The following is a 21,183-nucleotide window of genomic DNA, read 5'->3' on the forward strand; positions in this document are numbered from 1 at the left end:
CGAAAGCCCGCCGCCCTGCCGCAAGGTGCGGATGCGATCGCGCCTGCCGGTCAATATCTTGTGCGGATAGGCCTGGTGGCCCACGTCCCAGATCAGCACGTCCCTGGGTGTGTCGAACACATAATGGAGCGCCACCGTCAGCTCCACCACGCCCAGGCCAGACCCCAGATGCCCCCCCGTCACACCCACCGCCGATATCATCTCCGCACGCAACTCGGTCGCAAGGGTGGCAAGTTGATCGGGGCTCAATCGCCGCAGTTCATCCGGTGTGCGCACCAGATCGAGAAGCGGGGTCCGAGGGCGATCAGACATAGGCTGATGCCATCATATTAAATAGCGATTGTCGAGCCACTTTCCGGCCCAATCTCACTTCGGCTCGTCCGATTTTTCCATCATGATGCTTTGCCGCAACGATGCGAATCCATCGCAACAAGCCTGAAACATCTTTCGGATACGAAGGCGGCCGCTTTCCGGCACGCCTTTAGCGCAATTGCCGCTTCTCCAGCTTCCGCGCCAGCGTGCGGCGATGCATGCCGAGCCGGCGGGCGGCTTCCGATATGTTGAAGTCGGTATCCACCAGCGTCTGGTGGATATGTTCCCACTCCAGCGTCTTGATCGATGTCTGGCGGCCGTCGACAGGGGTTGCGGCGTCGCCGTCGGCACGATCGAAGGCGGCCTCGATATCGTCGGTGTTGGAAGGCTTGGCGAGATAGTGCGAGGCGCCGAGCTTGATCGCCTCCACCGCCGTCGCGATGCTGGCGAAGCCGGTGAGAACGACGATCCGCATATCCGGATCATGCGCGTGGAGTGCCTGCACGCAGGCCAGGCCGGAAGCGCCGCCAAGCTTGAGATCGACCACGGCATAGCCGGGATCGTGATCGGCGAGCAGGGCCACCAGCGCGTCATGGCTGGCGGCGGACAGCACGGCATAGCCGCGCCGTTCGAAGGAGCGGCGGAGCGTGCGGGCGAAGGCGGCATCGTCCTCCACGATCACCAGCAGTCTTTCCGGGCCGGTCATGGCGCGATCTCCCGAGAGGATTCCTTCGGCGCATAGGCGATGGCCGACAAGGGCAGCATGATGGTGACGGTGGCGCCGCCGCCGGGGCGGTTCTGCGCCTCCGCCCGCCCGCCGAGCTTGCGCAGCACATTGACGAGCAGGAACAGGCCGAGCCCGCCGCCCGGCCGCCCCTTGCTGGACCGATAGGGCTGGCCGAAGCCGTTCAGCATGTCCGGGCTGAAGCCGGGGCCGCGATCGCTGACCGAAAGCACCAGCAGATCCTGCTCGCGCCGGGCGACGATGCCGATCCAGTGGGGCGAGACTTCGGCCGCATTGTCGATGACGTTGCCGATCACCTGCTTCAGCGCGGGATCGGAGACGATCGGCACGTCCGCGCCGAAGCGATCGTCATAGTCGACGGTGCCGGCCAGCCGGCTCGATCGCCAGTCCGCGACGATATCGTCGAGGAAGCGGCGCATGGTGGTGACGGCGGGCGCCACGCCGCGCGCCTCGCCCGCCGACATCAATATGCCGCTGACGATCGCCTTGCAGCGCTGCACCTCGGCCTGCATGTCGGCGATGTCCTGCGCGAGATCGGGATTGCCGGCGAGCTCCGGCATGCGCTGCCAGTCTCCCAGGATCACCGACAGGGAGGAGAGCGGCGTGCCGAGCTCGTGCGCGGCGCCGGAAGCGAGCAGGCCCATGCGGACGATGTGATTCTCCTCCGCCGCCTGCTGGCGGACATCGGCGAGCGAGGCATCGCGTTCGCGCAGGTTGCGGCTGATCTGGGTGACGAACACCACCAGCAGGATCGCGATCAGGCCGAAGCAGACCAGCCCGCCCTGCAGATAGAGGCCGAACAGGTCGTCCTGATGGCCGGGCGGCAGGGCCAGCGGGCGATAATGGCCCATCAGCCAGGCGAGGCAGAGCGTGGTCACGCCGACGATCGCCCAGCTCGACCAGGGCTTGAGCAGGATCGCGCCCAGCACGACCTGGAGCAGGAACAGCCAGGCGAAGGGATTGGTGAGGCCGCCCGTCTGGTGGAGCTGCCAGGTCAGCGCCGCGACATCGACGAGGAAGGCGCTGAACAGCTCGCCATTGGTGACGTGCTTGCGCTCGCGCAGGAAGGGGCGGCTCAGGAGGTTGATGGCGATCAGCAGCGCCGGCATCAGCAGCAACGGCCCCAGCGGCAGCGGAATGCCCATCACGCCATGGACGACGGCAATGGTGCCGAGCTGGCCGAGCACCGCGATCCAGCGGAGCTGGAGCAGCAGCAGCATGTTGTTGACGCCGATCGACGCCGGCCCTTCCACCGGCGCCATCGCCATGCGCGCCTTGTCCCAGACGGCGTTCATGCGGCCCGCCGCGCGCGCATCTCCTGCCGGGCGACGACCGCGCCGGCGCCCGCCAGCAGCAGCGCCATCACGAACCAGGTGATCGCATATTGGAGATGGTTGTTGGGGAAGCGGACGACGGTGAGCCCGCCCACGGGATAGCCGCCGGCATTGGGCGCGGCATCGGCATCGATGAAATAGGGGGCGATGGGGCCTGGCCGCAGATGGCGGGCGGCGGCGATGGCGGCGACATCGCGCGAATGCCAGCGATCGGCGGCGGGATCGTTGCCGCGCAGGAAGCCGCCCCTGGGCTCGGTGATGCGGAGGAGGCCGGTGACGCTGGCCGGCCCGGCCGGGTTGCCGGCGGCGCGGGTGGCGGGATCGCGCCGGTCGGGCGGCACGAAGCCGCGATTGACGAGGACGGTGAAGCCGCGGTCGTCGGCAAGCGGGGTGAGCACCCAATAGCCGCTGCCGAGATCGGTGACGGCCTGCACCAGCGTCTCGCGATCGTGGCGGAAGCGGCCGTGGAGGGCGACGCGGCGATATTCGTCGCCGGCGGCTGAAATGCCGGCCCAGGCGGCGGGGCCGGGGGCGGGCACCGGCGCGGCGTGGACGCGGGCATCGACCCGGGCGATCAGCGCCTCCTTCCAGGCGAGCCGCTGCACCTGCCAGAGGCCCAGCCCCGCAAGGCCCGCGACCCCCAGCAGGACGAGGAGGCCGATGAGCGCGAGCGACGCGGCGGACCGGCCCGATTTCCCGTTCTTGTGCTTTGCTATGTCCTCTCCCGCGCCGGCGGCGGTCAAGGCATCTGGCTCATGTCGTGCGGCGACATGGGCATCATGTTGGTGTTGAGGTGGTACATCACCCACAGCGATCCCGTCAGTGCGATGACGACGAGGACGATAGTAAAGATCAGCGCCATGATCGTCCATCCGCCTTCGGACCGTGCGTTCATGTGGAGGAAGTAGATCATGTGGACCACCACCTGCGCCACCGCGAAGCCCATGATGACGAGCGCGGTGAGCTGGTTGTCGCCCAGCGCGTCCGTCATCACCAGCCAGAAGGGAATGGCCGTCAGGATCGCGGCGAGGATGAAGCCGGTTACGTAATCGCGCAGCGTGCCGTGGCCGTGCGCGTCGCCATGGCCATGATCCTCGTGGTGGCCGGCATGATCGCCGTGGGCGTCCGTGCTCATCGCAGCATTCCCATCAGATAGACAAAGGTGAAGACGCCGATCCAGATGACGTCGAGAAAGTGCCAGAACAGGCTGAGGCACATCAGCCGCCGGCGGTTGGCCGGGATCAGCCCGCGCCGCGCCACCTGCACCATCAGCGTCACCAGCCAGACGATGCCGAAGGTGACGTGGAGGCCGTGGGTGCCGACTAGCGTGAAGAAGGAGGAGAGGAAGGCGCTGCGCTGGGGCGTGGCGCCCTCGTGGATCAGGTGCGCGAACTCGTAGAGCTCGATGCCGAGGAAGGCCGCGCCGAACAGGCCGGTGATGGCCAGCCAGCCCTGCGTCCGCCCGATCGCGCCCTTCTCCATCGCCAGCATGGCGAAGCCGTAGGTGATCGAGGAGAAGAGCAGCATCGTCGTGTTGAGCGCGACGAGCGGCAGATCGAACAGGTCGCGCGGCGAGGGGCCGGCGGCGTAATTGCCGCCGAGCACGCCGTAGCAGGCGAACAGGATCGCGAAGATGAGGCAGTCGCTCATCAGGTAGATCCAGAAGCCGAGCATCGTGCTGCCGCCTTCGGCGTGGTGATGCTCCTCCTCCAGGTGGAAGCGGGGCGCGCCCGACTGGGTCATGGTGAGGCTGGTGTCGGCCATTATCTTATGCTCCCGCCGCGAGCAGGCGCGTCCGCTCGTCTTCCGTCTTTTCCACGGTTTCCGCAGGAATGTAGAAATCGCGCTTGTAGTTGAAGCTGTGGCCGATCGCGACCGCGAGCACGCCCGCGAAGCTCAGCGCCGCCAGCCACCAGATATACCAGACCAGCCCGAAGCCGCAGCCGAGGCTGAGCGCGGCCAGGATCACGCCGGTGCCGGTGTTCTTCGGCATGTGGATCGGCCGGTAGCCGCCGGTGGGACGCACATAGCCGCGGCTCTTCATGTCATACCAGGCATCGAGATCGTGGATCACCGGCGTGAAGGCGAAGTTGTAGTCCGGCGGCGGCGAGGAGGTGGACCATTCCAGCGTGCGGCCGTTCCACGGATCGCCCGTCGTGTCGCGAAGCTGGTCGCGCTTCAGGTAGCTGACGGCGAACTGCACCAGCATGGCGGCGATGCCGATCGCGATCAGGGCGGCGCCGAAGGCGGCGATCACGAACCAGATCTGGAGCGAGGGATCGTCGAACACGCGCATCCGCCGCGTCACCCCCATCAGGCCGAGCACGTAGAGCGGCATGAAGGCCAGCCAGAAGCCCACCACCCAGGCCCAGAAGGAGACCTTGCCCCAGAAGGGGTCGAGCCGGAAGCCGAAGGCCTTGGGGAACCAGTAGTTGATCGCCGCGAACAGGCCGAACAGCACGCCGCCGATGATCACGTTGTGGAAGTGCGCGATCAGGAACAGCGAGTTGTGGAGCACGAAATCCGCGGGCGGCACGGCAAGGAGAACGCCGGTCATGCCGCCGACCACGAAGGTCAGCATGAACGCCACCGTCCACATCATCGGCAGTTCGAAGCGGATGCGGCCGCGATACATGGTGAACAGCCAGTTGAAGAGCTTGGCCCCCGTGGGGATCGAGATCACCATGGTGGTGATGCCGAAGAAGCTGTTGACGCTGGCGCCCGATCCCATCGTGAAGAAGTGGTGCAGCCACACGATGTAGGACAGGATGGTGATGACCACCGTGGCGTAGACCATCGACGTGTAGCCGAACAGCCGCTTGCCGGTGAAGGTGGAGGTGACTTCGGAAAAGACGCCGAACAGCGGCAGGATCAGGATGTAGACCTCCGGGTGGCCCCAGATCCAGATCAGGTTCACGTACATCATCGGGCTGCCGCCGAAATCGTTCGTGAAGAAGTTGGTGCCGACATAGCGATCGAGCGAGAGCAGCGCCATCACCGCGGTCAGCACCGGGAAGGCCGCCACGATCAGCACGTTGGTGCACAGCGCCGTCCAGGTGAAGACCGGCATCTTCATCATCGACATGCCCGGCGCGCGCATCTTCACGATCGTCGCCACCAGGTTGACGCCGGACAGCAATGTGCCGACGCCCGCTATCTGCAGCGCCCAGATATAGTAATCGACCCCGACATCCGGGCTGTAGCCGATGTTGGACAGCGGCGGATAAGCCAGCCAGCCGGTGCGCGCGAATTCGCCGATGAACAGCGAGAACATCACCAGCACGGCGCCCGCCGTCGTCATCCAGAAGCTGAAATTGTTGAGATAGGGGAAGGAAACGTCGCGCGCGCCGATCTGCAGCGGCACCACATAGTTCATCAGGCCGGTGACGAAGGGCATCGCCACGAAGAAGATCATGATCACGCCATGGGCGGTGAACACCTGATCATAATGGTGCGCGGTCAGATAGCCTTCGGACCCGTTGAACGCCATCGCCTGCTGGAGGCGCATCATGACGGCATCGGCGAAGCCGCGCAGCAGCATCACCAGGCCCAGGATCATGTACATGATGCCGATCCGCTTGTGATCGACGGTGGTGAACCATTCCTTCCAGAGATAGCCCCAGAGCCGGAAATAGGTGAGCGCGCCGACCAGCGCTATGCTGCCCAGCGCCACGGCCGCGAAGGTCGCGACCAGGATCGGTTCGTGCAGCGGCAGCGATTCCAGCGACAGGCGACCGAAGATCGGGCTGAGCGCGGCATATTGGTTTTCCATGGTGGACTCGACCGTCATCAGGATTTCCGGGGCAATCAGCTATTGTTCGCGCGGGGGACGACCGCGTCGGCGGAGGCGCGCGGCGGCCCGCCGATCACGCCGGGGCGCGGCAGGCCGGCGCCGGTGAGCGGCGCGCCGGTGGGGGCGGGCCTTTCGGCCGCCGCCTGCTTCACCGGCTGCGGCGGGGCGCAGACCGCGCCCACCATCATCGGCTGGGGCGCCAGCACCGCGCCGCGGCGGGCATGCTTGTCGTAGGTGAGCTGGCGGACGTTGCGGATGCCTTCCTTGCCGAGGCCGCCCTTGGCGTCGATCGCCATCATCTCGCTCATGCACATCTTGCCGGGCTCGACGCACATGTTGACGACCGCGTCGTAGAGATCGGCGTCGACCGCGGCGAAGCGGCGGACGGGCACGTTCTCGCTCGGCCGCTCAAGCTCCAGATAGGCCTTGCGGTCGAGCCGGTCCTTCTCCGCGCGCGCCTTGGCGACCCAGGCGGCGAAGCCGACATCGTCGAGGCCGTGGAAGCGGAAGCGCATGCCCGAGAAGCCCGCGCCGCTGTAATTGGCGGAGAAGCCTTCATAATTGCCGGCCTTGTTGAGCACGGCGTGCAGCTTCGTTTCCATCCCCGGCATCGCATAGATCTGGCCGGCCAGCGCGGGGATGTAGAAGGAATTCATCACCGAGGAGGAGGTGATGCGGAAATTGATCGGGCGATCGACCGGCGCGGCGAGCTCGTTCACCGTGGCGATGCCATATTCGGGGTAGATGAACAGCCATTTCCAGTCGAGCGCCACCACCTCGACCTCCAGCGGCCGGGCGTCCGCGGGCACGGGCTGGTCCTTCGCCACGCGCGAGACCGGGCGATAGGGATCGAGCAAATGGGTGCTCGTCCAGGTGATCGCGCCTAGGCAGATGATGATCAGCAGCGGCGCCGCCCAGATCAGCAGCTCGAGCTGGGTGGAGTGATCCCATTCCGGCTCGTAGCGCGCTTCCTTGTTGGACTGGCGGTAGCGCCAGGCAAACAGCACGGTGAGCGCCATCACCGGCACGATGATCAGCAGCATCAGCACCGTCGAGATGACGACCAGGTTGGCCTGCTGCTTCGCGACGTCGCCGGCGGGATCGAGCACCACGGCGTTGCAACCGCCGAGAAGGGCGCCAAGGGCGACGACGGCGCCGATCAGGGCACCGGAACGCGCGGCGCGCATGGCCCGCGCCGGGAAAAGGGCTGGCTGGTTCATGGTCCGGGCGCCTAGTGCTGCGACGCGGCAAACGACATAGGACATTTTGTCCAATCCCCTTGTTCGCGAACGGAAGCAAAGAGGCGTAAAGTCTGCGGCGCTTCCGTCGCGGGCGATTCGTGCTTGGCCGAAACGCCAGCTTGGCAGAAACGCGGCGGCCGGTCCACGCGGACGGCCCAACGCCGATCAGGCGCGCGCTTGGTTTGGGAGTGTTTGATGAGTGCAGAGATGGTTGGCTCCAGAACCGCGGAGCGCGATCTCAGCGAAATCAACTCGCGGCACAGCCATGTCTCGCCGGGTGAGATCGCGATTGGCGTCATCATCGGGCGGACGTCGGAATTCTTCGATTTCTTCGTCTATGCCATCGCCTCGGTGCTGGTGTTCCCGAAGCTGGTCTTCCCCTATGTCGATCCGCTGACGGGCACGCTCTATTCCTTCGCGATCTTCGCGGTGGCCTTCATCGCCCGGCCGCTGGGATCGCTTTTGTTCATGACGATCGACCGCGCCTACGGCCGGGGCGTCAAGCTCACCATCGCCCTGTTCCTGCTCGGCGGGTCGACCGCGGCGGTCGCCTTCCTGCCCAGCTACCAGCAGATGGGCGCCACCGCCGCCCTGCTGCTCACCTTGTTCCGCTTCGGCCAGGGGCTGGCGCTGGGCGGTGCCTGGGATGGCCTGCCCTCGCTGCTCGCGCTCAACGCGCCGCAGAACCGGCGGGGATGGTATGCGATGATCCCGCAGCTCGGCGCGCCGCTGGGCCTGATCGTCGCCAGCCTGCTGTTCGCCTTCTTCGTCTATGTGCTGCCGGCGGAGGATTTCCTCGCCTGGGGCTGGCGCTATCCCTTCTTCGTCGCCTTCGCGATCAACGTGGTGGCGCTGTTCGCCCGGCTGCGCATCGTGGTGACGCCGGAATATGCCCGCCTCTACGAGAATCGCGATCTGGAGCCCGCGCCGGTGATGCAGACGGTGCGCGAGGAAGGCCGCACGATCATCATCGGCGCCTTCGCCCCGCTGGCGAGCTTCGCCATGTTCCACATGGTCACGGTGTTCCCGCTTTCCTGGGTATTCCTCTACACCCAGAACGCGCCCGATCGCTTTCTGGTGATCGAGGCGATCGCCGCGGGCTTCGGCGTGGTGGCGATCATCGCTTCGGGGCTGATCGCCGATCGCGTCGGCCGCCGCACGCTGCTGGCGCTCTCCGCGGCCGCCATCGCCGCCTATAGCGGCTTCGCCCCGCAGCTGCTGAACGGCGGCGAGTTGGGCGAGCTGGCCTTCATGGTGCTGGGCTTCATCCTGCTGGGCCTCGCCTTCGGCCAGTCCTCCGGCGCGGTCTCCTCCAGCTTCTCGCCCGCCAACCGCTATACCGGATCGGCGCTGACGTCGGATCTCGCCTGGCTGGTGGGCGCGGGCTTCGCGCCGCTGGTGGCGCTGCTGCTCGCCAGCAATTTCGGCCTGCTGGCGGCCGGCGCCTATCTGCTGTCGGGCGCGGTGTGCACGCTGCTGGCGCTGTGGATCAACAAGGAACTGGCGCAGACGATGCGCTGATTCGGCTGGTTCCGGTTCTTCGGGAACTGGAAAGGGCGGCTCCGACGGGGCCGCCCTTCTCTTTTTCCGGGAATGCGTGCCCGGCCCGATCAGGCCAGGCTTTCCACCTTTTCCACCCATTCCGGGAAGAAGCAGGGTTCGCGGCTGGACCAGCCGGGCGCGGTGGCGGCGGCCTCGCTGATCGACTGGAGCAGCAGCCGGCGCTTTTCGGGGTGGAGATGCGGCAGGGCGGCGGCCGCGCAGAAGGCGCCCGGCAGCCAGGGGCGGACATGCGCCCCGATCAGCCGTTCGTAGAGGAAGCGGTAGGCGGAGAAGGCCGGCAGCCGATCCTGGCCGAGATCGAAGGCCGATACGATCACCAGCGGCGCGAAGAAGGGCTCGACCGCGTCGAGGCCGCTATCGTCAGGCACCAGCGCGCGGATCGTGTCGAGCCGCTCATAGATGCGTATCTGGGCGCGGATGCTGGCGGCCTCCACCATGTCGCGCGACCAGCGGACCATCGCATTCTCGCGATCGAGGCCGATATCGAGCGATCGGCGGATATAGCGCTGGGTGCCGGCGGGAAAGCCCGCAAACTCCTTCATCTCGGCCAGGGCCATCGCCCCGTCTGCCGGTCTCGCCTGGGTGCCCATATGCCAACCCCCTCGGTCCACTACGCTACAGGCCCATGATCCTGCGCCCCGGTGATTGCCGGGAGCTTAACCGCGGACCCGCGAAGCGGATCGAAGGGGAACATTTTTTCTGTTGCGATGCAACATCGCAGGGCCTGCGATGCGCCGAAGCGATTCAAAGACGAGTCGATCAGTTGTCCGAAGGGCTTGCCTCGGCGGATTCGCCGCCTTCCGTCACGTCGCGGAAATAGGGCTCGACCGGGCCGCTGGCCTTGATCGTCATCGGATTGCCGTGGCGGTCGCGCGAATTGCCGACGGCCATGCGCACCCAGCCTTCGGACACGCAATATTCCTCGACATTGGTCTTTTCCGCGCCCTTGAAGCGGATGCCCACGCCGCGCTGGAGCGCATCGGCATCGAAATAGGGGCTCTTCGGATTGGTCGACAGGCGATCGGGGGGCGTATCGGACATGGCAGGGGCTTTCGTTGAAGGGATCGGCGCGCGCCATAGCCGGGGGGCGGGGCGCTTTTCAATCCGCGCGTCGCCTCCCGCACGCCATGGCGTTGGGCGCGGAGAGGCGATAAACAAGGCGATATAACCGAAAAGGGGGATGATTTCATGCGTTTGCTGTTGGCCGTTTCCACCGCGATGCTCGTGGCCGCGCCCGCCTTCGCCGATCCGCAGGCCGGCGATACCGTGATCCATGCCGGCACCCTGCTCGATCGTCCGGGCCAGGCGCCGCGTCGCAACGCCACCATCGTCGTGCGCGCCGGCAAGGTGGCCGAGGTGCGCGACGGCTTCGTCGCGGCACCGGCCGGCGCCCGGCTGATCGATCTCAAGGATCGGTATGTCCTGCCTGGGCTGATCGACTCCCACGTCCACCTCGAATCCGATCGAGCGGGCAAGGACGGGCTTTTGGCGAGCTTCACCGAAGGCGTGCCGATGCATGCCTATGAAGCCGCCTGGAACGCCCGCAAAACGCTGAACGCCGGCTTCACCACCGTCCGCAACCTGGGCGACGGCTCGGGCGTGACGCTGGCGCTGCGCGATGCGATCCGGCAGGGCTGGGCGGTCGGGCCGCGCATCGTCGATGCCGGCATGTCGATCTCCACCACGTCCGGCCACATGGACGAGCGGCTGGGCCTGAACGACGACCTGCGCGAACATGCCGGATCGCCCGAGAATCTGTGCGACGGCGTCGAATCCTGCCGGCACGCGGTGCGCATCCAGATCGGCCGGGGGGCGGACGTCATCAAGATCGCCACCACCGGCGGCGTCAACAGCCGCATCGGCGCGGGGCTGGGCAAGCAGATGTTCGACGACGAGGCGAAGGCGATCGTCGAGACGGCGCACATGTATGGCAAGAAGGTGGCCGTGCATGCCCATGGCGCGGACGGGATCGCGCTGGCGCTCGCCGCCGGCGCCGATTCGATCGAGCACGGCACGCTGATGGACGATGCGGACATCGCCGCCTTCCGCAAGACGGGCGCTTATTACGTGCCGACGCTCTCCACCGTGAACGGCTATCTGGAACGGATCGCCGCCGATCCCAACGCTTATGAGCCCGCCGTCCGCGCCAAGATCGACTGGCGGATCTCGATCACCGGCAAGGCGCTGGAAAAAGCGGTGCCGGCCGGCGTGAAGATCGCCTTCGGCACCGATGCCGGCGTCTCCAAGCACGGCCGCAACGCCGACGAGTTCGAATGGCTGGTGAAGCACGGGCTGACCCCGATGGGCGCGATCCAGGCGGCGACGGTCAACGCGGCCGACCTGCTCGGCCTCAAGGACGAGGTGGGATCGATCGAGCCGGGCAAGGCGGCCGACCTGATCGCGGTGGCGGGCGATCCGCTGGCCGACGTGAAGGTGCTGAAGACGGTCGGCTTCGTGATGAAGGGCGGCGAGGTGTTCAAGCAGGAGGATTGATCGGCCGGGCCCGCGCTCAACTCGTCGCCGGGTGAGCGCGGCCCGCCGCAGAAGGCCGGTTTTGTTAACTTTCTGGTCTTTCCGCGACGCACAAAGACCGCCTAGCAAGGCGACGGGACACGCGGGGACTTAAATGATGCGCACATCCTTCTGGGTCGGAATGGCCGCGATGCTGCTGGCGTCGATGACGCCGACCGCGACGCCGGCGGCCGCCCAGAGCCAATATTGGCAGTGCGCGCCCTTCGCGCGGATGATCTCCGGTATCCAGCTTTTCGGCCGCGCGGCCGACTGGTGGGCGCAGGCCGCCGGCAAATATCAGCGCGGCCAGACCCCCAAGGTGGGATCGGTGCTGTCCTTCCGCGCCTTCCGGGCGATGCCCGCCGGTCACGTCGCGACCGTGAGCGAGGTGGTCGATGCCCGCACCGTGAAGCTCACCCACGCCAACTGGTCGATCATCAACGGCCGCCGCGGCCAGGTGGAACGCGATGTCACCGCCGTCGACGTGTCCGAGGCCGGCGACTGGAGCAAGGTGCGCGTCTGGTGGAGGCCGAGCCGCGGCCTGGGCATGACCGCCTATCCCACCAACGGCTTCATCTACGCCGCCGCCGAAGCCGCCAAGGCGATGATGGCGACGGGCGCCGAGATGGTGAAGAACGACGACTGAGCGCCTCGGGCCGCGGGCTTCGCGGCTATTTCCTGTCGTCGTCCGTCCTCAGCCCCCGACAGTATCGGGTTCCCCGCTTTCGCCCCCACACCTCGTCATTCCCGCGCAGGCGGGAATCCATTGTGTCGGGAGCTATCGAACCAACCGCATCGCTGGCCTGCGCTCCCGCTTTCGCGGGAATGATGGGTGAGAGCTTGTCGCCTGAGGCGACGAGCTATGCCTGGGGGGCGTTTTGCCGCTGCCGATCCGCCGCGATCAGGCCTTTTCCAGCGTGCATTGCAGCGGATGCTGGTTCTGCCGGGCGAAATCGATCACCTGGCTGACCTTGGTTTCCGCGACTTCATAGCTGAACACCCCGCACACGCCGACGCCCTTCTGGTGGACGTGAAGCATCACGCGGGTGGCGTCCTCCAGGCTCATGCGGAAGAAACGCTGCAGGCAGAGGACGACGAATTCCATCGGCGTGTAATCGTCGTTCAGCATCAGCACCTTGTAGGGCTGGGGTTTCTTGGTGCGCGTGCGGGTGCGCGTGGCAACGCCGAGGCCGGTGCCGTTTTCCTCGTCCTTGCCCGCCATCGCACGAATATCGCTGCGCACGCCTGCGTTCATCATATCTTCCGTCATGTCGGTGAACACAGAATATGGCATCGCCGCCGCGAAGGGCAAGGGCGCGGCATGGTATCCGGCCGCATAACCCCCACGGCAAAACGGCCGCCCCGGAAGGTTCCGGGACGGCCGCTTGCTGGAATACTCCCCAGCTACGCCGGATCGGCACCGATCCCCGCTTCCATCCCATCTTCTCGGCGAGTGGGGTGGGAGGGAGGAGCGGTGCCGCAACCGTTCCGGCTCCACGGGCCGGCACGGATTTTCCGCGATCCGGGCGGGGCGCTCAGGCCTCGCCCGGATCGCCGGACATCAGAAGGCGGCGGTCTTCAGCTTTTCGGCCGCGACCGCATAGCGGTTCGACAGCGGCTGGAAGACGTCGCCGGCCAGCTTCATCCACGCCTCGCTGAGCTTGGAGGCTTCCGCCACCGCGCTGTCGAACGAGGTGCGGGCATATTCGCTCTGGAGCTGGAACAGCTCGGTCGGGCTCTTGGCGGCCGCCAGGCTCTTGAAGGTGGTCGAGGCATGCTCGAACGCCTTCTTGCCATATTCGGCGGCTTCCTGGGTCAGCGTCTCGGCGCCCTTGGCGGCGAGCTTGCCCGATTCGACGAGCGCCTCGACATTGCCCTTGGCAAGCGCGGTGAACTCCTCACCGAACTTGCTGCTCTTCTCGAACGCGGCCTTCGCCTTCTCATTCGCTTCGGCAAAGAAGGCCTGCGCCTTTTCAGCGGCCTGCCGGGTCGTCTCGGTCGGGTTCAGCATATCGAAATATCCTTTCTGCGCCGCCGCGGTCCCGAGGGCCGGAGCGGAAATGGCCTTTATGGGCAGCGTCTTCGCGGCCGTCTTGGCCGGGGCGGCCCGCCTGGTGGAGGCGCGGGTGACCCGGCGGGGTTTGGCGACCGGAAGCGGGGTCGCGGGCTTCCCGGCGGCTTTCGCCTTCGGGCTACGCGCGACAGCCTTGGCCTTGCGCGTCGGAACGGCCACCGCGGTCGCGGGGGCCGGATCGGCCGCCGGGGCCGAAGCCTTGGCGGCGGTGACATCGATCACGGGATCGGCCGGCATTTCCGGCGGCGTGGCGACGGCGAGTTCGGCGACGGCGTCCGCCGCCTCGCTGACCGGTTTCGCCACGGCGCCGTCAACGCCCTCCTCGGCCGGCTTGGATTCCGGCGCCGCCGCCACTGCCTCGGCAGGTGGCACCGGAGCCTGGGTGGAATGCTTGCGCTTCCGTGTCGCCGGCGTATCGGACATTGGATGGACCTCGTTCGATGTTGCGATGCACAATACGCAATCGCAGCGATCAAATCAAGGTCATTGTGCAGTGCAGCATAATTTGGCCAAGCCGATGATTATGCGGAGTAATATGGCATAACCGGCCGGAATCGTGATTCCGGCCGGCCGCTACGGCAAGCCCGTCTAACGCATCCGCACATAACGGCCGGGGGCGTCCTCGATCGCCTTCAGCCGGCCCTTGCCGGGGATGCGCGCGCCTTTGGCCGGCACCTCGCCCGTGCCGAAGGCGCGAAGCCAGGCGATCCAGTCCGGCCACCAGCTGCCCTTGGTCTCGGTCGCGGCGGCGAGGAAATCGTCGAGCGAGGCGGCCTTGGCCGGGCCGGTCCAATATTGATATTTGCCCGAGGAGGGCGGGTTCACCACGCCGGCGATATGGCCGGAACCGGCGAGCACGAAGCGCAGCGGCCCGGCGAAATGCTCGGTGATCATCCACACGCTGGCCGGCGGCGCGATATGGTCCTCCCGCCCCGCCTGCACATAGGCCGGCGTCGTGACCGTGGTGAGGTCGATCGGCACGCCGCCCACCGCGATCGCGCCGGGCCGCACCAGCTTGTTGTCGCGATAGAGATCCTCGAGATAGGCACGGTGCCAGGCATAAGGCAGGTTGGTCGTGTCCCCGTTCCAGTAGAGCAGGTCGAACGGCGGATATTCCTGCCCCAGCAGGTAATTGTTGACGACATAGGACCAGATCAGGTCGCGCCCGCGCAGCAGGTTGAAGGTCAGCGCCATGAAGCGCCCGTCCAGATAGCCCTTGTCGCCGGCGAGCTGGCCGATCAGCTCGAGCTGGCCGTCATCGACGAACAGGTTGAGATCGCCCGCGCGGGAGAAATCGACCTGGGCGGTGAAGAAGGTGGCGCTGGCCACCTTGCCCGCGGCATCCGTGGCGGCGAGATAGGCGAGCAGGGCTGCGAGGTTGGTGCCGGCGACGCAATAGCCGATGGCGTGGACGCTTTCGACATCGAGGGCGGCGCGCACCGTATCGATCGCGTCCAGCATCCCCTTCAGCACATAATCGTCCATCGTCGTGCCGGCGAGGCTTTCGTCCGCCGATTTCCACGAGACGACGAACACGCTGAGGCCCTGCTCCACCGCCCAGCGGACGAAGCTTTTCTCCGGGTTGAGATCGAGGATGTAGAAGCGGTTGATCCAGGGCGGGAAGATGATGAGCGGCGTTTCCAGCACTTTGCCCGTCGTCGGCATATATTGGATCAGCTGGTAGAGCGGCGTTTCGTGGACCACCTTGCCCGGCGTGGCGGCGATGTTGCGGCCCAGCTCGAAGGCGTTCGGATCGGTGTGGGTGAGCTGGCCCTTCTCCAGATCGGCCAGCATATGCTCGAGCCCCTTCATCAGGCTCGCGCCGTTCGTCTCGATCGCCTTCTCGATCACCTGCGGGTTGGTGAAGGCGAAGTTGGACGGGCTGACCGCATCGACGAAGGCCTGGGTGGCGAAGCGCAGCTGATCGCGCTGCCTGGGCTCCAGCCCGTTGAGCGCGTCCACGCCCTTCAGCATGTGATCGGCGATCAGCAGGTAGGATTGGCGAATCAGGTCGAACAACGGATTGTCCCGCCAGATCGCGGCGGCGAAGCGGCGGTCCTTGTCCGCCTGCGACGGTTCCGGCGCCGCCCCGGCGGGCGCGAGGAAACGCTGCCACAGCCGGAGGCTGTCATTCCAGAAATCGGCCTGCGCCCCCCCGATTCGCGCGGGATCGGCCAGCAGCGCCGCCTGCGGCGGATGCGCCATCGCCTCGCCGGCCTGGGCGGCGGCATCCATCGCGCCGGCGGCATGTTCCAGCATCATCTGCTGCAGGCGGCCGATCACGCCCGTCCAATGCTGCATGTCGGCCAGATTCGCCGGCGCGAAGGGGAAGGCGTTGTCGCCGCCATTCGCGCTTTGCCCGGCCATCCGCACGCATCCTTTCTTTTGGTCCGCACCTATCCGGCCTATAGGCCGTAGCTGGCGATAGTGGGCGATCCCCGCCCGGCCGCCAATAGAGGAAGACATGTCCGAGGAATTTTACCGCATCAAGCGTCTGCCGCCTTACGTTATCGCCGAAGTGAATGCGATGCGGGCAGCGGCGCGAGCGCGGGGCGAGGACATTATCGACCTCGGCATGGGCAACCCGGATCTGCCGCCGCCGCCGCACGTGATCGACAAATTGTGCGAGGTGGCCCGCAAGCCCGATGCCCATGGCTATTCGGCGTCGAAGGGCATTCCCGGCCTGCGCCGCGCCCAGGCGGGCTATTATGCCCGCCGCTTCGGCGTGGAGCTGGACCCCGATACCGAAGTGGTGGTGACGCTGGGATCGAAGGAGGGCCTCGCCAACCTCGCCCAGGCGATCACCGCGCCGGGCGACGTGGTGCTGGCGCCCAACCCGTCCTACCCGATCCACACCTTCGGCTTCATCATCGCGGGCGCGACCATCCGTTCCGTGCCGACCACGCCGGACGAACGCTATTGGGAGGCGCTGGATCGCGCGGTGAAGTTCACCGTGCCCCGGCCTTCGGTGCTGGTGGTGGGCTATCCTTCCAACCCCACGGCGGAGGTGGTGGACCTGGCTTTCTACGAACGGCTCGTCGCCTGGGCGAAGGAGAACAAGGTCTGGGTGCTTTCCGACCTTGCTTATTCCGAGCTTTATTATGACGGCTGCCCGACGCCCTCGATCCTGCAGGTGCCCGGCGCCAAGGATGTCGCGATCGAGTTCACCAGCATGTCGAAGACCTATTCGATGGCGGGCTGGCGGATGGGTTTCGCGGTCGGCAACAAGACGCTGATCGCGGCGCTGACGCGGGTGAAGTCCTATCTGGATTACGGCGCCTTCACGCCGATCCAGGCGGCGGCCGTCGCCGCGATCAACGGCCCGCAGGATATCGTCGAGAAGAATCGCGAGCTGTATCGCCGCCGCCGCGACGTGCTGGTCGAAAGCTTCGGCCGGGCGGGGTGGGAAATCCCCACGCCGCGCGCCTCGATGTTCGCCTGGGCACCGCTGCCGCCGGCGCTGGCGCATCTCGGCAGCCTGGAATTCTCCAAGCAGCTTCTCACCCATGCCGGCGTCGCCGTGGCGGCGGGCGTCGGCTATGGCGAGGAAGGCGAGGGCCATGTCCGCATCGCCATGGTGGAGAATGAACAGCGCATCCGCCAGGCCGCGCGCAACGTGAAGCGCTATCTGCAGAGCATGGGCGTCAACGCCGGCGCCAAGGCGGGCTGATCGGCTGACGGATCGGGCGTCCGGCGGCGGCATCGCCCGCCGCCGGACGTTACATAGAATCCATATTGTCCCGAAATTGGATTACGCGCGCGTAAACCCCACATGACCCGAAACGTCGGTCGTGCTACGGCCGATTCCGGGTTCGGCCCCTGTTGGGCCATTTTCGTTGCGGGGTTAGGCACATGGCTATCACGATGATTCGGCGCGCGGCGCTGCTGGCTTGCGGCGCGCTCGCTCTGGCGGGCACGGGGAATGCGCAGGCGGGGACCGCCCTGGATTACGACGTGTTCGCGCTTGGCAATTTCACGTCCGCCTGGACCGAGGTGAACGGCTCCCTGGCCGCGGGCGGAAACGTCAATGTCCAGGGTTTCAGCGTCGGCAAGGATCTCGGCGCGGGCTATAGCGGCGCCTCGTTGGTGGCCGGCAGCAATATCGTCTATGCCAGCGGCACGGTCTTCCATGGCGATGCGGTGGCGGGCGGCGCCATCACGGCCTCGGGGTTGACGGTGGCGAATGGCGTGGCGACCCAGAACGCGCCGGTGCCCGTGAATTTCGCCAGCGAGGCGACGCGCCTCCAGAATCTTTCCGCCTCGCTGTCGGGCCTTGCCGCCAACGGCGCGATCACTTCGAACGGCCACAGCCTCACCTTCACCGGAACCGACGCGGCGGTGAACGTCTTCAACCTGACGACCAGCCAGCTCAGCAGCTCTGGCGGCTTTTCGGTGTTCATTCCCGAAGGATCGGTCGCCGTGTTCAATGTCAGCGGCGCGGCGGCGGCGCTCAGCGGGAACGGCGCCTACACGATCAACGGCCAGACGATCGTGAACCAGTCGGCGGGGCTGGCCTCGTCGCTGCTGTTCAACTTCAGCGATGCGACGGCGCTCACCTTCGGCGGCAGCTGGGCGGGCAACGTGCTGGCCCCCGGCGCCGATGCGACGCTGGGTTGGGGAGGGTTCTTCGGATCGCTGGTCGCTAACAACATCACCGGCAATTCCGAATTCTATGTGGGCCGCTTCACCGGCTATGATCTGGTGACCAATCCGCCGGTATCCGCGCCGGTGCCCGAACCCGCCAGCTGGGCGATGATGATCGCCGGCTTCGGCCTGATCGGCGGCATGCTGCGCCGGGCGCGCTTCGGCAAGGCGGCCGGGGAAGGCGCGGTGCTGGCCTGAGGTCTGCCCCCGATCCGGAAACGAAACGCCTGAAACGAAAAGGGCGCCGGGGATCGATCCCGGCGCCCTTTTTGCTGCGCGGCCGGTGCCGCCTCAGCGGGTCGGCGCGTCCAGGCTGAGGTCCAGATTCTTGGCGTTCTGCGGCACGTCCAGCACCGCGCCGTTGAAGTCCACCGACTGGCCGGGTTGGAGCCGGGCGATCGGCCGGGCGATCGTCCAGGCGAAGACCACGCGATCCTGCGCATCCAGCAGGTTGGCGCGTATATCGGGCACGGGCTGCACCTGATCGGTGGGATTGGTGATCCGGCCGGTGACGGAAAACAGCTCGTTGCCGCTCGCCATCGGCCGCCTTTCCGGCGTGCGGGTGGATTCGATGATCAGCGGCACGCCTTCGGAGGCGCGGGCCAGGCCGATGCGCTGGGCGATGTCCGGCGGGCCGAAGGCGACCAGCGCGCCGGTGGCGGCCAGCATCAGCACGGCGGCGATCACCGCCACCAGCGTCCACAGCTTGGCCGGATTGCGCCGGGGCGTGAAGGGCGGCTGATGGGCGAAGGGATCGAAGCCGTCGGGCTCCGCCGCCGCCTCGTCCTCGCCATAGACGGTGACCGGATCGGCGGCGGGCGCATCGGCCGGCTCGGCTTGCGGCGCGCGGGCGCCGGCCGCGAAGGACGGGGGTGCCGCCGGTTCGGGCGCCGGCTCGCCGGGCGCGGCGGCTGCCGGAAAGGGATGGGCGGTGGCGGCCGCGGGCTCATCCGCCCCCGCATCGCCGGCCGGCGCGGCTTCCGCCGCCGCCTGGGCCAGCACGGGTTCGGGGGCCGCCTCTTCCCGGGCGGCGAGCGCGGGCGCTTCCTGGAACCAGCTATGCCGGCAGGACGCGCAGCGCACCTGGCGTCCTTCCGGGCCGATAGCCGTGTCCGGAACCAGATAGCGGGTGTTGCAGGCTGGGCAGATCAGGATCATCGGGCGCTTGGTCTATGGTTGATGCCGCGTCGACTAGACACGTGCGAAGGGGCGCTGGCAAGCGGTTACAGCCGATCCGGCCGTGGTTCGCCCGGCACATCATGGCGCGCATGCCGGCCCCGTGGCCGGCCCGGCATGCCCTTGCCCGCGATCAGCGCCCCTGGCTGCGCCAGCGGCGGATGACGCGGCCGAGTATCTGGTCCTCCCCCCCCACCTGGGTCCACAGTTCGGAGAAGACCGGATCGGTGGAGGCGGGCCGCTTTTCCGGCTCCAGATCGTCCAGCGAGACGCGGATCGGGATGGCGACGCCCTCGCCGCAGATGATCGCCTCGCGGTTGCGCAGCGCCGGGATGGAATCGAGGAAGCCGCGCGCGCCTTCGGGCATGGCCGATTTCACATAGGCCTGGTCGCGATCATTGTTCAGGCGCATGGCGATGATGGTGCCGCACTGGGAAAGCACGCCTTCGGCGAGGTCCGACGGCCGTTGGGTGATGAGGCCCAGCGACACGCCATATTTGCGCCCTTCCTTGGCGATCCGTTCCAGGATGGTGCGCACGGAGGCGCCGGTCGTCACCCGGTCCGACGGGATGTAGCGGTGCGCTTCCTCGCAGACGAGCAGGATCGGCCGCTGCGCCTCGCCGCGCGACCAGATGGCATAATCGAACACCATCCGTGCCAGCACCGCGACGACGGTGGAGGTGATCTCGTTGGGCACGCCTGACACGTCGATGATCGAGATCGGCTTGCCATAGCCCGGCAGGCGGAAGATGCGCGACAGGAACTGCGCCATCGTATCGGCCACCAGCATGCCCGAGAACATGAAGGCGTAGCGCGGATCGGCCTTGATCTCGTCGATCTTGGTCTTGAGACGGAGATAGGGGGCGGTGCCGCCGGCCTTGTCCATCCGGCCCATTTCCGTCTGGATGATGTTGGACAGGTCCGAAAGCAGATAGGGCACGGGGCTGTCGACGGTCAGCTTGGAAATGCCCTCGGCCGCGCGGTTCTTGGCGCGGGCGGCGAGCAGGCACTTGGCGAGGATGTCGCGGTCCATCTGGCGTTCGGCGCCGGTGGAGGTGACGAACACCTCGGCATGTTCCTCGAAGTTCATCAGCCAATAGGGCATGGCGAGGTTGTCGACGTCGAAGATCTCGCCCGTGCCCTTGAAGGCGGCGGAATATTCGCCATGCGGGTCGATCATCACGATATGGCCTTCGGGCGCGCTGCGGCAGATGCGGTGCAGGATCAGCGCCGCCGAGGTCGACTTGCCGGTGCCGGTGGAGCCCAGCAGCGCGAAATGCTTGCCCAGCAGCGCATCGACGTAAAGCGCGCCGCGAATATCCTCGGTCGGGTAGATCGTGCCGATCTCGATATGGGCGCGCTCGTCCGCCGCATACATCTGCTTCATGTCCGCGCTCGACACCGGATAGACGCGGCTGCCGGGCGTGGGATAGCGGGTGACGCCGCGCCGGAAGTTGAGCAGCCGGCCGGTGAAGCGATCCTCCTCGCCCTCGCCCAGGAAATCGACATGGCCCAGGATCAGGTCGCTGTCCGCGTCGGCCAGGCGCAGCGCGCGGACATTGGCGATCAGCCAGCGCTGGCCCACCCGGATCTTCACCTGGCTGCCGACCTGGCCGGCCATGGCGATGCTGGGATCGGGATCGCTCTGCAACGATGCCAGCATCTGCCCGTCGAGGCTGATCTGCGAGGAGGAACCGGCAATCTCCATCAGCCGGCCGATCTCCACCGCGCCGTTGCCGGCCGCCCGCTCCACGGGGCGGAATCCCATCGCCATATCGTTCATGCAGCCC

20 protein-coding genes are annotated in these 21,183 nt (G+C 66.9%); 5 read left to right on the plus strand and 15 right to left on the minus strand.

All coding sequences use genetic code 11. The features are described from left to right. The 8 genes from CV103_RS08665 to cyoA all read right to left on the minus strand — a co-directional run. A partial coding sequence (locus CV103_RS08665; RefSeq protein ID WP_281258470.1) for a 1-deoxy-D-xylulose-5-phosphate synthase N-terminal domain-containing protein occupies positions 1 to 312 on the minus strand: 312 nt, incomplete at its 3' end. A gap of 169 nt (positions 313 to 481) precedes the next feature. Next, the gene (locus CV103_RS08670) at positions 482 to 1,018 is read right to left on the minus strand and encodes a response regulator transcription factor (protein WP_015458553.1); all 537 of its coding nucleotides are present in this window, start codon (positions 1,016 to 1,018) and stop codon (positions 482 to 484) included. Next, complete coding sequence (locus CV103_RS08675) at positions 1,015 to 2,352, minus strand: ATP-binding protein (protein WP_015458552.1); 1,338 nt, start codon at positions 2,350 to 2,352, stop codon at positions 1,015 to 1,017. Before CV103_RS08675 ends, CV103_RS08670 begins: the two co-directional genes overlap by 4 nt. Next, positions 2,349 to 3,134 (minus strand): SURF1 family protein, encoded by a 786-nt coding sequence (locus tag CV103_RS08680; RefSeq protein WP_015458551.1) that lies wholly within the window; start codon positions 3,132 to 3,134, stop codon positions 2,349 to 2,351. Before CV103_RS08680 ends, CV103_RS08675 begins: the two co-directional genes overlap by 4 nt. After that, positions 3,131 to 3,526: a cytochrome o ubiquinol oxidase subunit IV gene (cyoD, locus tag CV103_RS08685; RefSeq protein ID WP_015458550.1), complete on the minus strand. Its 396-nt coding sequence runs from the start codon at positions 3,524 to 3,526 to the stop codon at positions 3,131 to 3,133. The genes CV103_RS08680 and cyoD overlap by 4 nt, the downstream gene beginning before the upstream one ends. Next, on the minus strand, positions 3,523 to 4,155 hold the full coding sequence (gene cyoC / locus CV103_RS08690; protein ID WP_015458549.1) for a cytochrome o ubiquinol oxidase subunit III: 633 nt from the start codon (positions 4,153 to 4,155) through the stop codon (positions 3,523 to 3,525). Before cyoC ends, cyoD begins: the two co-directional genes overlap by 4 nt. Positions 4,156 to 4,159: 4 nt before the next feature. Next, positions 4,160 to 6,163: a cytochrome o ubiquinol oxidase subunit I gene (gene cyoB, locus CV103_RS08695; protein ID WP_107394680.1), complete on the minus strand. Its 2,004-nt coding sequence runs from the start codon at positions 6,161 to 6,163 to the stop codon at positions 4,160 to 4,162. A gap of 35 nt (positions 6,164 to 6,198) precedes the next feature. Then, positions 6,199 to 7,404, minus strand: coding sequence for a ubiquinol oxidase subunit II (gene cyoA / locus CV103_RS08700; RefSeq protein WP_107394667.1), 1,206 nt, complete (start codon positions 7,402 to 7,404; stop codon positions 6,199 to 6,201). Between the two features lie 216 nt (positions 7,405 to 7,620). Here cyoA and CV103_RS08705 point away from each other — a divergent pair, with 216 nt between their 5' ends. After that, entirely contained in the window at positions 7,621 to 8,946 is a 1,326-nt protein-coding gene (locus CV103_RS08705) for an MFS transporter (RefSeq protein WP_015458546.1), read from the plus strand. 89 nt (positions 8,947 to 9,035) lie between these two features. Here the strand turns inward: CV103_RS08705 and CV103_RS08710 are convergent, their stop codons facing one another. Together CV103_RS08710 and CV103_RS08715 are read right to left on the minus strand one after the other, a co-directional pair. After that, the gene (locus CV103_RS08710) at positions 9,036 to 9,578 is read right to left on the minus strand and encodes a hypothetical protein (protein ID WP_015458545.1); all 543 of its coding nucleotides are present in this window, start codon (positions 9,576 to 9,578) and stop codon (positions 9,036 to 9,038) included. A gap of 169 nt (positions 9,579 to 9,747) precedes the next feature. Continuing rightward, a complete protein-coding gene (locus tag CV103_RS08715; protein ID WP_015458544.1) occupies positions 9,748 to 10,029 on the minus strand; it encodes a DUF3297 family protein in 282 nt (93 codons plus the stop codon). Between the two features lie 147 nt (positions 10,030 to 10,176). Between CV103_RS08715 and CV103_RS08720 the strand changes: the two genes are divergently transcribed. Both CV103_RS08720 and CV103_RS08725 read left to right on the plus strand, forming a co-directional pair. Further along, entirely contained in the window at positions 10,177 to 11,481 is a 1,305-nt protein-coding gene (locus CV103_RS08720; RefSeq protein ID WP_107394668.1) for a metal-dependent hydrolase family protein, read from the plus strand. 133 nt (positions 11,482 to 11,614) lie between these two features. Beyond that, entirely contained in the window at positions 11,615 to 12,145 is a 531-nt protein-coding gene (locus CV103_RS08725) for a CHAP domain-containing protein (RefSeq protein WP_107394669.1), read from the plus strand. A gap of 255 nt (positions 12,146 to 12,400) precedes the next feature. On the opposite strand, the gene clpS is transcribed toward CV103_RS08725, so the two are convergent. The 3 genes from clpS to CV103_RS08740 form a co-directional block, all read right to left on the minus strand. Then, positions 12,401 to 12,754, minus strand: coding sequence for an ATP-dependent Clp protease adapter ClpS (clpS, locus tag CV103_RS08730; RefSeq protein WP_084653559.1), 354 nt, complete (start codon positions 12,752 to 12,754; stop codon positions 12,401 to 12,403). 306 nt (positions 12,755 to 13,060) lie between these two features. After that, a complete protein-coding gene (locus CV103_RS08735; protein WP_070935102.1) occupies positions 13,061 to 13,996 on the minus strand; it encodes a phasin family protein in 936 nt (311 codons plus the stop codon). Between the two features lie 165 nt (positions 13,997 to 14,161). Continuing rightward, positions 14,162 to 15,940, minus strand: a complete 1,779-nt coding sequence (locus CV103_RS08740) for a PHA/PHB synthase family protein (protein WP_107394670.1) — start codon at positions 15,938 to 15,940, stop codon at positions 14,162 to 14,164. Positions 15,941 to 16,037: 97 nt separating this feature from the next. Between CV103_RS08740 and CV103_RS08745 the strand changes: the two genes are divergently transcribed. Further along, entirely contained in the window at positions 16,038 to 17,243 is a 1,206-nt protein-coding gene (locus tag CV103_RS08745; RefSeq protein ID WP_015458538.1) for an LL-diaminopimelate aminotransferase, read from the plus strand. A gap of 182 nt (positions 17,244 to 17,425) precedes the next feature. Continuing rightward, positions 17,426 to 18,415, plus strand: a complete 990-nt coding sequence (locus tag CV103_RS08750) for a choice-of-anchor A family protein (RefSeq protein WP_107394671.1) — start codon at positions 17,426 to 17,428, stop codon at positions 18,413 to 18,415. Positions 18,416 to 18,508: 93 nt separating this feature from the next. On the opposite strand, the gene CV103_RS08755 is transcribed toward CV103_RS08750, so the two are convergent. Together CV103_RS08755 and CV103_RS08760 are read right to left on the minus strand one after the other, a co-directional pair. Further along, positions 18,509 to 19,375 carry a zinc-ribbon domain-containing protein gene (locus CV103_RS08755; RefSeq protein ID WP_107394672.1) on the minus strand — a complete coding sequence of 289 codons (867 nt, stop codon included), beginning with the start codon at positions 19,373 to 19,375 and terminating at the stop codon, positions 18,509 to 18,511. Between the two features lie 151 nt (positions 19,376 to 19,526). Next, complete coding sequence (locus CV103_RS08760) at positions 19,527 to 21,161, minus strand: ATP-binding protein (RefSeq protein WP_413818447.1); 1,635 nt, start codon at positions 21,159 to 21,161, stop codon at positions 19,527 to 19,529. Between the last annotated feature and the right edge of the window lie 22 nt (positions 21,162 to 21,183).

It is taken from the genome of Edaphosphingomonas fennica (genome assembly GCF_003034225.1).
GTDB classification, from domain to species: Bacteria; Pseudomonadota; Alphaproteobacteria; order Sphingomonadales; family Sphingomonadaceae; genus Sphingomonas_E; species Sphingomonas_E fennica.